This window comes from Gordonia sp. 852002-50816_SCH5313054-c (assembly GCF_001665925.1).
Classification (GTDB): Bacteria; Actinomycetota; Actinomycetes; order Mycobacteriales; family Mycobacteriaceae; genus Gordonia; species Gordonia jacobaea.
Genome location: NZ_LZTE01000075.1, coordinates 182796 through 197680, shown reverse-complemented (window position 1 = coordinate 197680; position 14885 = coordinate 182796). Strand labels below are relative to the sequence as shown.

The 14885-nt window shown below is 66.5% G+C and carries 15 protein-coding genes; 6 read left to right on the top strand and 9 right to left on the bottom strand.

What is annotated here, in order from left to right; translation table 11 throughout:
- Nucleotides 1–28: 28 nt before the first annotated feature.
- Both A5788_RS19895 and A5788_RS19890 read right to left on the bottom strand, forming a co-directional pair.
- A complete protein-coding gene (locus A5788_RS19895) occupies nt 29–1342 on the bottom strand; it encodes an SLC13 family permease (RefSeq protein WP_064868994.1) in 1314 nt (437 codons plus the stop codon).
- A gap of 19 nt (nt 1343–1361) precedes the next feature.
- Nucleotides 1362–3074: an MFS transporter gene (locus A5788_RS19890; RefSeq protein WP_064868997.1), complete on the bottom strand. Its 1713-nt coding sequence runs from the start codon at nt 3072–3074 to the stop codon at nt 1362–1364.
- 159 nt (nt 3075–3233) lie between these two features.
- Between A5788_RS19890 and A5788_RS24130 the strand changes: the two genes are divergently transcribed.
- On the top strand, nt 3234–3374 hold the full coding sequence (locus A5788_RS24130) for a hypothetical protein (RefSeq protein ID WP_197494559.1): 141 nt from the start codon (nt 3234–3236) through the stop codon (nt 3372–3374).
- 23 nt (nt 3375–3397) lie between these two features.
- Here the strand turns inward: A5788_RS24130 and A5788_RS19885 are convergent, their stop codons facing one another.
- The 3 genes from A5788_RS19885 to kstD form a co-directional block, all read right to left on the bottom strand.
- The gene (locus A5788_RS19885; RefSeq protein WP_064869000.1) at nt 3398–3829 is read right to left on the bottom strand and encodes a DUF6918 family protein; all 432 of its coding nucleotides are present in this window, start codon (nt 3827–3829) and stop codon (nt 3398–3400) included.
- A 138-nt stretch (nt 3830–3967) separates the two neighbouring features.
- Nucleotides 3968–4831: a MaoC/PaaZ C-terminal domain-containing protein gene (locus A5788_RS19880; protein ID WP_064869003.1), complete on the bottom strand. Its 864-nt coding sequence runs from the start codon at nt 4829–4831 to the stop codon at nt 3968–3970.
- Nucleotides 4832–4834: 3 nt separating this feature from the next.
- Nucleotides 4835–6559 (bottom strand): 3-oxosteroid 1-dehydrogenase, encoded by a 1725-nt coding sequence (gene kstD, locus A5788_RS19875; protein WP_064869006.1) that lies wholly within the window; start codon nt 6557–6559, stop codon nt 4835–4837.
- A gap of 96 nt (nt 6560–6655) precedes the next feature.
- On the opposite strand from kstD, the gene A5788_RS19870 reads away from it, so the two are divergent.
- The 4 genes from A5788_RS19870 (at nt 6656) to dmpG (ending at nt 10478) form a co-directional block, all read left to right on the top strand.
- Entirely contained in the window at nt 6656–7516 is an 861-nt protein-coding gene (locus A5788_RS19870) for an SDR family NAD(P)-dependent oxidoreductase (protein ID WP_231894254.1), read from the top strand.
- 144 nt (nt 7517–7660) lie between these two features.
- On the top strand, nt 7661–8449 hold the full coding sequence (locus A5788_RS19865) for a 2-keto-4-pentenoate hydratase (protein ID WP_049697726.1): 789 nt from the start codon (nt 7661–7663) through the stop codon (nt 8447–8449).
- Nucleotides 8450–8499: 50 nt separating this feature from the next.
- Nucleotides 8500–9405 carry an acetaldehyde dehydrogenase (acetylating) gene (locus A5788_RS19860; RefSeq protein ID WP_005204120.1) on the top strand — a complete coding sequence of 302 codons (906 nt, stop codon included), beginning with the start codon at nt 8500–8502 and terminating at the stop codon, nt 9403–9405.
- Nucleotides 9402–10478: a 4-hydroxy-2-oxovalerate aldolase gene (dmpG, locus tag A5788_RS19855; protein ID WP_049697727.1), complete on the top strand. Its 1077-nt coding sequence runs from the start codon at nt 9402–9404 to the stop codon at nt 10476–10478. The genes A5788_RS19860 and dmpG overlap by 4 nt, the downstream gene beginning before the upstream one ends.
- 101 nt (nt 10479–10579) lie before the next feature.
- On the opposite strand, the gene A5788_RS19850 is transcribed toward dmpG, so the two are convergent.
- Both A5788_RS19850 and A5788_RS19845 read right to left on the bottom strand, forming a co-directional pair.
- A complete protein-coding gene (locus A5788_RS19850; RefSeq protein WP_049697728.1) occupies nt 10580–11503 on the bottom strand; it encodes a type IV toxin-antitoxin system AbiEi family antitoxin domain-containing protein in 924 nt (307 codons plus the stop codon).
- Nucleotides 11504–11623: 120 nt separating this feature from the next.
- Nucleotides 11624–12427: a VOC family protein gene (locus A5788_RS19845; protein ID WP_049697729.1), complete on the bottom strand. Its 804-nt coding sequence runs from the start codon at nt 12425–12427 to the stop codon at nt 11624–11626.
- A gap of 135 nt (nt 12428–12562) precedes the next feature.
- Between A5788_RS19845 and A5788_RS19840 the strand changes: the two genes are divergently transcribed.
- Nucleotides 12563–13105, top strand: a complete 543-nt coding sequence (locus tag A5788_RS19840; RefSeq protein WP_152929999.1) for a hypothetical protein — start codon at nt 12563–12565, stop codon at nt 13103–13105.
- On the opposite strand, the gene A5788_RS19835 is transcribed toward A5788_RS19840, so the two are convergent.
- Complete coding sequence (locus A5788_RS19835; RefSeq protein ID WP_049697730.1) at nt 13059–13475, bottom strand: hypothetical protein; 417 nt, start codon at nt 13473–13475, stop codon at nt 13059–13061. The genes A5788_RS19840 and A5788_RS19835 overlap by 47 nt on opposite strands.
- 2 nt (nt 13476–13477) lie before the next feature.
- Nucleotides 13478–14713, bottom strand: coding sequence for a Rieske 2Fe-2S domain-containing protein (locus tag A5788_RS19830; protein ID WP_064869009.1), 1236 nt, complete (start codon nt 14711–14713; stop codon nt 13478–13480).
- Nucleotides 14714–14885 lie beyond the last annotated feature (172 nt).

The following is a 14885-nucleotide window of genomic DNA, read 5'->3' as shown; positions in this document are numbered from 1 at the left end:
CCCGCACGGCCGCGAGTTCTGCCGGGGCTCACCCGAAAGCCCGCAGCCCGACCCACAGCGCGAGCACCGCGGCGACGAGTGCCAGCGGCACCGACACCAGCCCGAGCGACAGATAGAGACGAGACGACGTCGACGCCGAGTGCCGACGCATGACGTCGCGCCACAGCAGATTGGCCAGCGATCCGAACACGGCCAGATTCGGGCCGATGTTCACGCCGAGCAGTACCGCGAGCACCAGCGCGGGCTGACCCGCCACGAGCGGGACGAGCAGCAGCGTCGCCGGGAGATTGTTGAACAGGTTGGCGGCGACCGCTGCGATCACCGCGGCTCCCAGCAGCGCGAGAAGGCCTGCCCCGGACGGCATCAGCGTCGAGAAGAGATCACCCACGGGGCCGTTGCGCACGGGCAGGATGATCACGCCGAGTGCGGCGACGAATATCAGGAACGGGACTCCTGCCGCGCGGACGGCGTCGACACAGGTTGCGCGGGGCGTTCGCCACAGCCACGGCAGCGCCATCACCAGCGCCCCGATGCCGGCCACGGCCGCCAGTGGGACGCCGAGAGGCTCTGCGACGACGAATCCCACGAGAAGCACGCCGAGTGCGCCCAACGTCAGCAGCGGCGCTCGTGGCGTCTCGCCGTCTTCCGAATGATTCTGCGCCGCATCGGATACGACGAGCTCGGGAGAATCGTCGACCTCACCGTGCCCGCGGGGCGATCTCAGGTCCGCCGCGAAGAACCACCGGAAGACGAGATATTCGACGACGATCGCCGCGACCCACGGCCACGCCATGATCGCGGCGAAGCGCGTGAACGACAGCCCGGCTGCGCCGAAGGCGAGCAGGTTGGTCAAATTGGAGACGGGCAGGAGCGTCGACGCGCTGTTGGCGAGATGGTTGCTCGCGTAGGCGATGGGCGTGACCCGTGCACCGATGTGTCGTGCGGTCAGCACGGCAACCGGGGTCAGCAGCACGATCGTGGTGTCGAGGGACAGTACAGCGGTCGTCACGGCAGCGACCACGAATACGATGCGCAGCAATCCGATCGCCGAACCTCGACTCCACCTGGCCAATACCACCCCGACCCAGATGAAAACGCCTGCGCGCGCACAGATCTCGGCGACGACGAGCATGGCCGCGAGAAACCCGATCGTCGGCAGCATGAACCGAACCTCTGCCGCGGCGGTGTGCCAGTCGACGAGACCCAGCGCGACGACGAGCAAGGCTGCCGGCACGGCGACAACAGCGGGTGGGACGCGTGTGACCGATACGGTGGCGACGATGGTCACGACCAACACGACGACCGCGACCACGGTGCCGAACGCGCTGCTCGCCTCGATCACCGGAGCGAGCCTACGCTGCTCACCTGTCCGTCGAGCGTTGCCTGTCGTCGTCCGCCCAGCCGAACTCGTTGGTCTTCGTCACGGGTTCCCCCATATCGGGGTCGGTCTGGTTGTCAGGGTAGGTGACGGCGACGACACGACGAGGCGCGAGCCACAGCAACACGGCGGAGCCGGCGAGGAGGACCGCTCCGAGGACGACGCACGCCTGATTCATCGGCGTGATGAACGCGTCTTGCGCGCCGTCGAGGATTGCCCGCGCCAGACCGCTCGCCTGCTCGGGAAGCCGGTGTGCCACCTCGGTGGCCTCCGCGAGTGATTTGCCGATGCGAGTCGACGCCTCGTCGGCTTGGACGAGCAGCGCCTGACCGCCCGCGGTGTCGCCCGCGGCGATGCGTTGGCGTCCGGCGGCGTCGAGTTGGTCGTGGGCGAGCGTGCTGGTCGCCCCGATTCGGGCCGAGTATCCGGCCGCGAGCAGTGACCCTGCGATAGCGATCCCGATGGCGGCACCGAGTTCGCGCGCGGTGTCGTTGACCGCTGATCCGACGCCCTGGTTGTCCAGCGGTGTGTTCGACATGATGGCCGTGGTCGACGGTGCCGTCGCGAGTCCGATACCGACCGAGATGACACCGGTCATCGCCGCGAACATCGGGTAGCTGTCGTAGTCGATGAGCCCGAGCAGCAGCATGCCGATTCCTGCGACGAGGATTCCGCCCGCGAGGACGAAACGCAGCGAGTGGAACCGCACGGCGACCCAATTGCCCACGAGCGCGAAAGCGCTGACACCGATGACCATCGGCATCAGTGCGAAAGCCGATTGCAGCGGGGAGTAGCCCATCACCAGTTGCAGTCGTTGCAGCAGCAGATAGAAGGCGCCGAACGACGCGAAGAACTGCAATGCCACGGAGAGTGCGCCGGAACCGAATGCGCGGTTGGTGAAGAGGCGCACGTCCAGCAGTGGGTCGGTGATGCGCAGTTCGAGCAGGCAGAACGCGACCAACAACAACAGTCCGCCGATCAGCGCGACCAGAACGAGCGCGTCACCCCAACCGCGGTGTGGTGCCTCGAGAAGACCGAAGACGATTCCGGTGACGCCGAGGACCGATAGGGCGGTACCGCCGAAGTCGAAGTGTCCAGGATTGCTGTCGCGGGAGGTTCCGATCGTCAGGCATAGCAGAGCAGTCACCAGAGCCGACGCCGCGAAAGTGATGAAAATCGAGTGCCACGAAAAGAATTCGAGCAGGACGCCGGTGACGAAGAATCCCGCAATCGCTCCCGCACCCGCCACCGCCGCCCAAATGCTCACGGCGATACTGCGCTTGTCCGCGGGCACACCGGAGGTGATCAGCGACAGCGTGGTGGGCATGATGAGTGCCGCTGCGACGCCTGCCAGGATTCGGGTGCAGATCAACTGGGTGGGATCGGTCGTCCAGATCGCCAGCAGTGAGGCGACAGAGAAGACGACGAGACCGACGATCAGGACCTCGCGTCGCCCGAAGCGGTCACCGATGGCGCCTGCCGGAAGCAGCAGTGCGGCAAGGGCTAACGTGTAGCCGTCGACGATCCATGTCATCTGGCTCGAGTCGGCACCGATGTCGATGGCGATGTCGGCGAGTGCGGTGTTCAGCGCGGCCATGGCGGCGACCACCATGCTGACCGCAGCGCAGGCGATCAGGATCAGCCACGCCGCGCGCGTGTTCTCGCGCGTCAGTCGCGTGCGTGTCAGCCCGGCCATGTAGTCCCCGTCGCTATCGAGTCGAGGTTATTCACGACACGCTGCCGGGAAACGCCACAAACTCCTGCACCATGTGACACATTTATCACTGTAGTAACACACCGGGAGTATTCGATCAGGTAGCTGGCGGGTATCCCGGACGATCGAAAGTGAGAGATCATGGCCTCATCCCAGGTCGCATCTTCACGAGCAACCGACACGACGCCGGTCCGCCTGCACATCTGGCGGGTGTTGTCGATGCTGGCCGCGCTGATCGCGGTCGGTGTGGTGTTGGTTCTCATCATCACCTCCGCGGCCTAGCGCGACCAGCCGACACGTCGGACTCAGCCCGCGTACTTCTCGATGACTGCGCCGACTCGTGGAAGTGCCGCGGCCACATAGCCTTTCGCCTTGCCGCGCAGTGAGTTGTACGCCTTCGCGAGCGCCGGCTTGGCGTCGGACACCTGGTCGTCGGTCACCTGGAGCAGCGCTTCGGATGCCGCGTCGGAATTCGCCGCGAGGTGATCACCGAACGCGACGCCGGCAGGCTTGCTGTCCCAGAACGGTTGCAGCGCGGTGAGAAAGTCGGGCAGCAACTGGTCGGTAGCCCGAGTCACGATGTCCGGCTTGATCTTCTGGACAGCGCCGTAAGCGGCTTTGACGGCGGCGCCGCTGAGACCCTTCTGCTCCGACACCTCGGCGTCGATGACGCCGACGAAATCGTTGACCACTGCCGGACGGTTGGCTCCGAGCAGTGACTGCAGCGAATCGCTCATCGAATCTCCTTCATGGTCCGTGGCGCAGCCACGGGAGGTAGCGGGAATGACCGTCAGTGACCTTATCGGTTCCGACTGTGATGGTGCGCGCTGGCGGCATCCACCTACGACATCGCGTCCGCTACTCCCATCGGACGCTCAGCGGCGTTTCTCGACGACCACATTCGCCAGCGCCGGGGCATTCTCGCGTTCGATCACCGAGGCCGTCACCAGGAGCCTGTCGGCCTCGTCCCACACGGCAACGTCGAGCGTCTCACCCGGGAACACCACGCCCGCGAAGGTTGCCGAGAAGTCGGCTACCGCAACGACTTCACCACCGAGGAGTCCGTCGACGACGGCCCGACACACCGATCCATACGTGCACAGGCCGTGCAGGATGGGCCGCGGAAATCCGGCGGCCGCGGCGAATGCCGGGTCGGAGTGCAGTGGATTGCGGTCGCCGCACAACCGGTAGAGCAGCGCCTGATTCGGCAGTGTTGGGACCTGCAGGATCGCGTCGGGTGCTCGGTCGGGATAGGCGACCTTGCTCGACGCCCCGCGCTCACCTCCGAAACCGCCCTCGCCCTTGGCGAAGATCGACGACCGCTCGGTCCACAGCGGTTCGCCCGTCTCGTCGACGGTGATGCCCTCGGAGATGACGACCGCCGCAGACCCCTTGTCCTGGACCTCGACGATCCGCTTGTGCGTCGTCGCCTTGCCCTCCGGCGGCAGTGGTCGGTGGGCGGTGATCTGCTGGCTGCCGTGGACGACCTTCGCCAGATCGATGTCGATGCCGGGGAAGGAGACCGTGGGTGCCTGCGTCGCGTGGAACGTCGCGGCGACCGTTGCGAACGTCGGTAGCACCTTGGGAGCGGCGTCGTCGACGTAGCGCAGGCCGTCGGCGTCGAGCGGATCGCGGGCGGCTCCGACGGCGAGGTGATAGAGCGCGACGTCGGATGCCGTCCACGAGAAGGTGACCTCGGGCAACTCTGCCCCGACTGCGACCGATGGATCGATGGGCACGGCTTACGCTCCTGCCGTCGTCGACGTCGGGGTTGCCTGTCCGGTACGTGCGGCGGCGTCGAGCGCGGCGAGGTAGCCGAAGACGAGCGCCGGGCCGATGGTGGCGCCGGGGCCGGCATAGGTGTGGCCCATGACCGGGGCGCTGGTGTTACCCGCGGCGTAGAGGCCCTCGATGACCGAGCCGTCGGGTCGCAGAGCGCGGCCGGTCGCGTCGGTGTCGATGCCGCCCTTGGTGCCGAGGTCTCCCGGCACCATCTTGACCGCGTAGAACGGCGCCTTGCGGACCGGCCCGAGGCTCGGGTTGGGCTTGTTGGTGATGTCGCCGTAGTAGTGGTCGTAGCCGCTCTCGCCGCGATGGAAGTCGGCGTCGACGCCGGACTTCGCGAATCCGTTGAAGCGTTCGGTTGTCGCGGTCAGCGCGTCGGCGGGAACGCCGATCTTGTCGGCGAGTTCTGCGATCGTGTCTGCCTTGACGACGACCCCGGAGTCAAACCACTTCTTGGGCAACGGTTGTCGCGCGTTGATCCCCGCGAAGAGATACCGGTTGCGGCACGTCTGGTCGAAGATCAGCCAGCCGGGCACGTTCTCTCCCGGGCCGTCGCCCTGGCCGAACTCGCCGCCGTACATCTGGTGCACCGCCTCCACGTAGGGCAGCGATTCGTTCATGAATCGCTCGCCGCGCATGTTGACGATGAACGTGCCGGGGACGGAGCGTTCGGAGAGTGCGAACCACGGCCCGCGCGGCAGTGGAATGGTCGGTCCCCACCAGGCGTCGTCCATCAGCGACACCGCGGCGCCGATCTTGATGCCGGCGTTGATGCCGTCACCGGTGTTCGACGGTGCGCCCGTCGTCCAGTCGGACCCGATCGGTTCGCGCTGGTATTTGCGGCGCATCTCGACGTTGTGCTCGAAGCCGCCACACGCGAGGATCACGCCTTTCTCGGCGCGGATGTCGAACTGCTTGCCGTCGGATTCCGCTCTCACCCCGACGACGCGGCCGTCGTCGGTGAGAAGGTCGACGAGCCCGGTGTTCAACCGCAATGGCACGCCGGCCTGCCGAACTCCGAGTAGGAGCTCGGCGGCTAGGGCTGCGCCCATCGCGATGAGTTTCTTGCCGCGCGAGCGTGCCCAGAAGAATCGACCGCCGACCTTGGCCATCCGCGCCGGGCCGCGCCAATGGCGTATGCCGGTGTTGAGCCAGCGGTAATCCGATTGCAGCACAACCATGTTCAGCGGCGCCTTGGTGTACTGCGGGTGCAGGGTGTCGAGGTCGTCGCCGAGTGCTCGTGCATCGAAGGGGCGAGGTTCGACGCTGCGCCCTCCCAGCCGGCCGCCCGGCGCTTCGGGGTAGTAGTCGGAGTAGTTCTTCACCCACTCGAGGTCGAGAGGGGCGTGCTTCATCAGGAAGTCGAGCGCCTCGGGGCCACGGTCGATGTAGGCGTCGATGCGGTCCTCGCGTGCGTGCTCGCCGATGATCGCCTTGACGTACTCGCGGGCCCGGTCGGGTGTGTCGTCGACGCCGTCGCGCTTCAATACGGAGTTGTTGGGGATCCAGACGCCGCCACCCGAGCGCGACGTCGAGCCTCCCCAGTACGGCGACTTCTCGATGATCACCGTCGTGAGGCCCTGCGCCGCAGCGGTGATCGCGGCACTGAGCCCTGCCGCGCCCGCACCCACGACGACGACGTCGTAGGTCTCTGGTTGTTCTTGCTCGCGCTCGCCTGCCATCGGGTTCCCTTCGTGCTCCGTGGTGGAACGTGTTCTCTATACGAATTAGAACACGTTTCAGAAATGTGGCGCCAGGGTGTGGGAGAGTCGGTGCGCATGGAGCAACGTCGAGTGGCTGTCGTGACCGGGGCGAGCCGGGGTGCGGGCAGGGGAATCGCGCTCGCGCTGGGTGCGACCGGGGCCACGGTATACGTGACCGGGCGGACCGAGAACGACGGCGACAGTGCACTGCCCGGTTCGGTGAACTCGACCGCTGCCGAGGTGAGCGCTCGTGGCGGCGTCGGTGTCCCGATGGTGCTCGACCACGCCGACGACGCCGCCGTCGCCGCACTGTTCGAGCGGGTCGGCGACGAGAACGGCGGCTGCCTCGACATCCTGGTCAACAACGCGCTGACCCTTCCGGACGCATTGACGACGAAGGGCCCGTTCTGGAGCAAGCCGCTCTCGCTGACCGACCTGTTCGACGTCGGAATGCGGTCGACGTATGTCGCAAGCTATTACGCCGCACCGCTTCTGGTGCACCGCGGCTCGGGCTTGATCGTCAACACCTCGTCCTTCGGTGGCGCGTGCTACATGCACGGACCCGCGTACGGCGCGGGCAAGGCTGCCGTCGACAAACTGGCTCACGACATGGCCGTCGACTTCCGGCCGCATGACGTCGCCGTGATCTCGCTGTGGATGGGCCTGCTGCTGACCGAGCGCACCCGCGCGGCATTCGCCGATCACCCGGATGCGTATGCCGGTCTCGCCGCCAACGCCGAATCGCCGGAGTTCGTCGGGCGGGTCATCGCCGCGCTCGCCGACGATCCCGATCTGATGTCGCGGAGCGGGCGCGTGCTCATCGCGGCGGAACTCGCCGCCGAGTACGGCGTCGTCGACGCCGACGGCCGACAGCCGCCGTCGCATCGCGCGATGCTCGGCGACCCGCCGACGTTCAGCACGGCCGTCATCGACTGAGGCGTGGACGGAAGCGCGGGTGGGGCGCCGAAGGGACTGCCGCAAAACTGGAACATGTTCTAAACTAGAACGTGTTCATGCCGTGGTGGCCTGTGTGCTCGCCGCGGTAGATGTGAGCCGTACCGACCCCGGAAGTGAGCAGAAGTGGCCGTCGACAAGGCAACTCGCGAGCAGATCGCGGCGGATCTGTGGACAGCAGAACAGACCGCAACCGCCATCGAGCGGCCAACCGACACCCATCCCGACCTCGACGTCGTCGACGCCTACGAGATCCAGCTGATCAATATCCGCAAGCGTCTCGATGCGGGCGCGAAGGTCGCGGGGCACAAGGTCGGCCTTGCGTCGGAAGCCATGCAGAAGATGATGGGCGTCGACGAACCCGACTATGGGCATCTGCTCGACACCATGCAGTACTACGAGTCGACCCCCATCGACACGGCTCGGCTCTGCTTCCCGCGGGTCGAGGTGGAGGTCGGGTTCATCCTCGGCAAGGACCTGCCGGGCGAGGGGTGCACAAACGACGACGTCATCGCCGCCGTCGAGTGGGTGGTGCCGTCTATCGAACTCATCGACTCGCGGATCACGGACTGGAAGATCACACTCTGCGACACCATCGCCGACAACGCGTCGTCGTGCGGATGGATTCTCGGCGAGCAGCGGGTGGCCATCGGCGATATCGACACCGGCGACGTCGACGCGGTGCTGCACCGCAACGGTGAGGTTGTCGCGAAGGGCAATTCGTCTGCGGTGCTCGGGCATCCGCTCAACGCGGTGTCGTGGCTCGCGCGCAAGGTCGAGGGCTTCGGGGTGCGGCTGCGCAAGGGCGACCTGATACTTCCCGGGACCGCGACACGGGCCTTCGACGTCGCGCCGGGCGACCACGTCGTCGCAGAGTTCGCGGGGCTCGGCACCGTCACACTGGACTTCGACTGAGTCCCAACAGTTTTCGTCAAGACCACGACCACACACCCACAGGAGGCACCGTGGCGGCAACGCTGACCGCAGCCATCATCGGGTCGGGCAACATCGGCACCGACCTCATGTACAAACTCGAACGCAGTCAGGTCATCGACCCGCGCTGGATGGTCGGTATCGACGCCGACTCCGAGGGCATGAAACGTGCCGCCGACCACGGGCTGATCACCATGAGCGGCGGCGCCGACGAGTTGCTCGCGTCGTCGGAGAAGCCCGATCTGATCTTCGAGGCGACGTCGGCCTACGTGCACCGCGAGTACGCGCCCCGCTACGAGGAGGCAGGCATCATCGCCGTCGACCTCACACCCGCGGCAGTCGGGCCCGCGGTGGTGCCGCCCGCCAACCTGCGTGAGCATCTCGACGCCCCGAACACCAACATGATCACCTGCGGTGGGCAGGCGACCATCCCGATGGTGCACGCGGTGAGTTCGGTTGTGCCGGTGCCGTATGCGGAGATCGTCGCGTCGGTGGCATCCGTCTCGGCGGGGCCGGGCACGCGCGCCAACATCGACGAGTTCACGCGCACGACGTCGAAGGGGATCGAGACGATCGGGGGTGCGCAGCGCGGCAAGGCGATCATCATCCTCAACCCGGCCGACCCTCCGATGATCATGCGCGACACCATCTTCTGCGCGATTCCCGAGGATGCCGACACCGACGCGATCGCCGCGTCGATCCATCAGCGCGAAAAGGACATCCAGGCATACGTTCCCGGCTATCGGCTGCTGCAGGACCCGCAGTTCGATCCGCCCAGTGTGCTCAACGGCGGGCACGCGCGCGTCTCGATCTTCGTCGAGGTCGAGGGTGCAGGCGACTTTCTACCGCCGTACGCGGGAAACCTCGACATCATGACGGCCGCCGCCACCAAGGTCGGCGAAGAAATCGCGAAGCAGAAGCTGGGGGTGTCGGCATGACCACGGCGACAACAGATCTCATGGCGCACGCGCGCAAGTACTCCGACACGCTCGACATCCGGATCACAGACTCGTCGCTGCGCGACGGCAGCCACCACAAGCGCCACCAGTTCACGGTCGACGAGGTGCGGTCCATCGTCGGCGCGCTCGATGACGCCGGAGTCCCGGTGATCGAGGTGACCCACGGCGACGGACTCGGCGGGTCGTCGTTCAACTACGGCTTCTCCAAAACCCCTGAGCAGGAACTGATCAAGGCGGCCGCCGAAACCGCGCAGCGCGCCAAGATCGCGTTCCTCATGCTGCCGGGGCTGGGTACCAAGGACGACATTCGGGCCGCGCAGGACAACGGCGGCCAGATCTGCCGCATCGCGACGCACTGCACCGAGGCCGACGTGTCGATTCAGCACTTCGGGCTGGCTCGCGAGCTGGGTTTGGAAACCGTCGGCTTCCTGATGATGAGTCACAGTCAGCCGCCGGAAGTGCTTGCCGCGCAGGCGCGCATCATGGCCGACGCCGGCTGCCAGTGCGTGTACGTCGTCGACTCCGCCGGTGCGCTCGTGCTCGAGGACGTCACCGTTCGCGTGCAGGCACTGGTGGCCGAACTCGGCGACGACGCCCAGGTCGGCTTCCACGGCCACGAGAACCTCGACATCGCGGTTGCCAACTCCATCAACGCCATTCGGGCGGGTGCACAGCAGATCGACGGTTCGATCCGACGTTTCGGTGCGGGCGCGGGAAACACGCCGACGGAGGCCTTCGTCGGAGTGTGCGACAAGCTCGGGATCACCACGGGCGTCGACTTCATGAAGATCGCCGACGCCGCGCAAGACGTCGTGCGGCCCGCCATGCCGTCGGAGTGCCTGGTCGACCGCTCGTCGATGATGATGGGCTACGCAGGCTGCTACAGCTCGTTCCTCAAGCACGCCGAGGGGCACGCCGAACGGTACGGCGTCTCCGCGGCGGACATCCTGCTCGAGGCCGGCAACCGCAAACTCGTTGGCGGGCAGGAGGATCAGCTCATCGACATCGCCCTCGAGCTGCGCAAGAAGGCCGACGCGAACGCCGGCGTCTGAGGGGTTCCGCGTTCGCCCAAACGCGGCCCGAACGTGTAGACGCGGCTGGTACACCAGCCGCGTTTGCAGGTTCGAGCCGCGTCTGGAGTTCGACGATCCGCTCACGCCACGTCGAGCTGCAGTTTGGTCAGCCACTGCCGGACCGACGCGGCGACGGTGCCCCGCTCGAGGTCGGCCCAGGTCCAGCGGATCACCATGACGCCGAGTCGGCGCAGTCGGTCCTCGCGCTTCTTCTCCCGGACCACGGCGTCGGTGGCGTCTTCGCCGTCCCGTAAGTACTTCTGGTACTTCACCTTTCCGTCGAACTCCCCGACGAGCAGCCCCGACCAGTCGAAGTCGCTGCGCGCGACGAACCCGTCCTGATCGCGGAACTCGTGTTGCAGACGCGGAATCGGAAGGCCCGCCTCGATGATCTGCGCCCGACACCACGACTCGCCGGGACTCTCCGCGTCGGCGGTGGCGTGTGCGAGCGCACGGCGCGCCTGTCCGACGCCCCGACGCGTGGCCCGCAGCATCTTGCGCATGACCTTGCGGTCGGCGCCGAGGCGCAGCGCGGCGTCGAGCACTGCGAGTGCGCCGGCGAAGCCCATCGGGCTCGTGCATGCGATGTCGACGGCTGTTCGTTCGAGCGAGCTGACCAGCACACCGTCGACGTCGACTGTCTCGCTGGGCGCGACCACTCCGACGTGCGTGTGCCTGGTGGCCGTACGTCCGCCGTGGTTGGCGTCGCCGGTGGTCACGTGCAGGCGCGCGAAGTTGGGTTTGAGCATCGGCAGCCTGTGCATTGCGGCGGCCGACTGGTGGGTCACCACTCCCGCGACGATGCCGAGCGTGGCCGACGCGATCACGGTGAGCCGGTGCGCGTCGTCGGGTGTGCGTTTCTCGGCGGGCGCGAAGGCGCCGCGGCCGACACGGACGATCTCGCCGCGTCGGCACGCTCGGCGCAGATCGTCGTCGGTGAAGCCGTCGGCCAGTGCCTTCTTGCGGTAGATGATGCCGTGGTCGTCTGCGATGAACGGGGTCATGACAGCTCCGACGCGCACGACCGCCCGGCGGTTCCCCTAATGCCCAAACGCGGCCCGAACCTGCAGACGCGGCTGGTACACCGACAGCGTCTGCAAGTTCGAGCCGCGTCTGGAGCGCGGTTACATCCCGGCCGGCGGGTGCCCCAGCGAGATCAGTGCGCCGTTGGGGTCGTGCACCGTGGCGAGGGTGCCGTACGGCGTGTCCGTGGCGGGCATGATGACCGAGCCGCCGAGCTCCTCGGCGCGCTTGACGGTCGCGGGTACGTCGTCGACGCAGATGTAGATCTGCCAGAAGGAGGGCAGTTCCGGCGGAAACAGGTTGGCTGCGTCCATGATTCCGGCGTAGGCCATGTCGCCGAAGAAGACCTGCGCGTACCGCAGCGGGCTGCCCGGCTCGACGATCTCGACGGCGCTGTTGTCGATGACAGACTCGACGCGCGCGCCGACGACCTCGGGGTAGAACACCACCGATTTGGTGTAGTCCTGGCTCACACACTCGAACCAGTACGGGGCGCCGTGGACGCCCCACTCGGCAAAGCCCTTGTGCTTGTTGGCTTTCCAGAAGCCGATCACCGCGCCCGCGGCGTCGACCGCCACGGCCATCGTGCCCTCCTCGCCGACCTCCATCGGAGGCAGCATGACCGATCCGCCCGCTGCCTTGACCAGCTCGAGAGTGGCCTCGGGGTCGTCGGTGCGAAGGTACGACGACCAGACGTTGGGCACCGACCCTTCGCCCATGGCGGGCATCAGGCCGGCGACGCGGTGACCGTTGAGAGTGAAGTTCTGGTATCCGCCGAAGTCGGGGTTCGGATCCTCGACCTTCCACCCGAACAGGTCGCTGTAGAAGTCGATCGCCTTGGCGGTGTTGCTGCTCATCAGGTCGAACCAGACAGGTGCGCCGGGGGGAGCGGTGTATTCGGTCATGGCAGTGGCTCTTCTCTGTGGTCGCTGGTCTCGGACGCTGGTACTGACCTCCATCCTCGCGAAAAGTCATCGGCGGCGTCGGCGAACACCGGAGGTCGGTACGCGAGCGAGACCCGGGGTGGCACGCTTGACCCCATGACAGAACGTGCGCGCGCACTCGCATGGCCGCTTTTCGCGGTGTCCGGCCTGCTGATCGTCGCGTTCAGTCTGGTGTCGTGGGGCGACTCCAGCCAGGGGCTCAACTCCAAGATCTCCGGTGTCGGGCGCGTATCGGTGCCGGGTGCGGCGCCGGAAGACGTCGCATTTCTGGAAGCGCACACGCAACGCCCGGGGCTGGTCACCATCATCCTGGGTGCGGTGATCGCTGCCGTCGCGGCAGTGGGCTGGTGGCGTCGTCGGCTGCGTCCGATCGCACTTTCAGTGATCGGGCTCGCCGCGGTCGGAGCCGCGGTGGCCGCGGGATTCGTGGTTGCTGACCCGTCCGGACGACTGCTCGACGACGCGGTGACCAGCACCCTCGACCTCGCGCCGGGCGAACAGATCCTCCAACCGGGCTACGGCGTGATCGCGGTGCTCGTCGTCGCGATCCTGGTGGCCGTCGGCGTGGTGTTTGTCAGCGCCACAGCAGTGCTCACCAGTACCCGTCGGGATCGGACTCCGGCGACTCCGCCGGGATGATCCCTTCTGCGACACCGTGATCGATGCTCGCCGACAGTCGTGAGCAGGTCGGGACGAGCGCCGGATTCCCGCCCTCGGCACGTATGCGGGCGAGTTCGTTGCACCGCTCCCGGGCGTCGGCGTTCCACTGCACGCTGGTGTGGTGCGAGCTGGTCTTCTTGACCAGCACGCACGCATGGCATCCGCGGCACTCGATCTCGGTCATGCCGCCGCGAAGGTAGTGTTCGCGGTCGCGTGCCGTCGACTCGTGGACCGCGGCCCGACGCTGCGGGTCGTCGCCGAAGTCGGGTGCCTTCGACCACCCGGCGAGGGCGGGTGAGGCGCCCCGTGGGGTCTCGCCCTCCTCGATGCGATCGGCGGCCCTGGTCATGCTCAGACGCGCGTGTCGGTGTCGGACGAGTTGTCCGCGGAGGAATCTTCAGGAGCCGCAGCCTCTGCCGCCTCGCGTTCCTGCTTGCGGCGCAGGTTCTCGGCCACCTCGATGCTCCAGTTCTCGACGGCCTTGGTGGTGTCGATCTCGTACTCGAAGCGCTGGGTCATCTCGTCCGTGACGTCGGCCTTGTCGACGTAGAACTGCTCGTACCAGCGTCGAAGCTGGTAGACCGGACCGTCTTCTTCGACGAGGAGTGGGTTGTCGATGCGCGTCTTGTTCTTCCAGATCTCGACGTCCTGCAGGAACCCGACCTCGACGCCCTTGGAGATCTTGTGGGCCATCCGCGACGCCTGCTCACCCGTCATGCCCTCGGGCACCTTGGCCATCACGCCGTACATCAGGACGAACGAATTGGCGTCGATGGGGTAGTGGCAGTTGGTCAGGATGGTCTCGATCTTGAAGTCGCCGTAGAACTGGACCATCGGGTTCAGCATGTACGACGGCCCGTAATAGGCGGCCATCGATTCGAGTCGGCTCTCGGCGTATCCGCTGCCGAAGTCGATGTCGGGTCGGCCGTGGGAGTTCATGTACTGCGCGGCGGTCTCGCCCTCGAAGACGTTCTTGAAGTAGTCGGGCAGCGCGTAGTGGACGTAGAAGAAGTGCGCCATGTCGACGACGTTGTCGATGATCTCGCGGCAGTTGGAACCCTCGATCACCAGGCGGTTCCAGGTCCATCCGGTCCAGGCGTCGCTACCGACCTCGTCGAGTTCCGGGACGACGCAGTCATCCGGTGGCGGGTTGCCCTCCGGGTCGTTGTAGACGAAAACCTGTCCGTTGCGGATCATCGTCGGCCACGAACGAGTCTTGGCGAGTTTGGGATTGCGCTTCGCGTACGGCACGCCTGCGCAACGCCCGTTGCCCTTCCACATCCAGCCGTGGAACGGGCATGCGACGTTGCCGTCGCGGATCGAGCCCTGGCTGAGATCGCCGCCCATGTGCCTGCAGTACGCGTCGAGGATGTTGACCTCGCCGTCGTGTATCCACAGCGCAAGTTTGGTGCCGAACACGGTGATCGAGTGTGGCTCGCCGTCGTCGAACTCGGACAGCAGACCCAGGCAGTGCCAGCCGCGCGCGAACCGCGTCGGGGGTACCCCGGTGTCGATCTCGCGCACGTCACTGTCGCGTGCCGCACCGGATGCTCCGGTGTGTGCAGCGGGTCGTGGGGTGACGGTCATCTCGGGCGCTCCTTGATCTCGGGGCTGTGCTGTGCGGTTCGCTCTTCATCGAATACTAGAACAGGTTCCAGTATTCGTGTCCACATCGACTCTGCGCCGCTCGATCGCAGCAGTACATGGGGCCAAGGTCCTGTGTTTCCCAATATCTCGACAAAAACTAGAACCTGTTCTA

Coding starts and splice junctions, on each gene's coding strand:
- A5788_RS19830 (WP_064869009.1), bottom strand. CDS start 14,713: ATGACCGTCACCCCACGACCCGCTGCACACACCGGAGCATCCGGTGCG.
- A5788_RS19885 (WP_064869000.1), bottom strand. CDS start 3,829: ATGAGCGATTCGCTGCAGTCACTGCTCGGAGCCAACCGTCCGGCAGTG.
- kstD (WP_064869006.1), bottom strand. CDS start 6,559: ATGGCAGGCGAGCGCGAGCAAGAACAACCAGAGACCTACGACGTCGTC.
- A5788_RS19835 (WP_049697730.1), bottom strand. CDS start 13,475: ATGACCAGGGCCGCCGATCGCATCGAGGAGGGCGAGACCCCACGGGGC.
- A5788_RS19840 (WP_152929999.1), top strand. CDS start 12,563: ATGACAGAACGTGCGCGCGCACTCGCATGGCCGCTTTTCGCGGTGTCC.
- A5788_RS24130 (WP_197494559.1), top strand. CDS start 3,234: ATGGCCTCATCCCAGGTCGCATCTTCACGAGCAACCGACACGACGCCG.
- A5788_RS19845 (WP_049697729.1), bottom strand. CDS start 12,427: ATGACCGAATACACCGCTCCCCCCGGCGCACCTGTCTGGTTCGACCTG.
- A5788_RS19850 (WP_049697728.1), bottom strand. CDS start 11,503: ATGACCCCGTTCATCGCAGACGACCACGGCATCATCTACCGCAAGAAG.
- A5788_RS19890 (WP_064868997.1), bottom strand. CDS start 3,074: ATGGCCGGGCTGACACGCACGCGACTGACGCGCGAGAACACGCGCGCG.
- dmpG (WP_049697727.1), top strand. CDS start 9,402: ATGACCACGGCGACAACAGATCTCATGGCGCACGCGCGCAAGTACTCC.
- A5788_RS19870 (WP_231894254.1), top strand. CDS start 6,656: ATGGAGCAACGTCGAGTGGCTGTCGTGACCGGGGCGAGCCGGGGTGCG.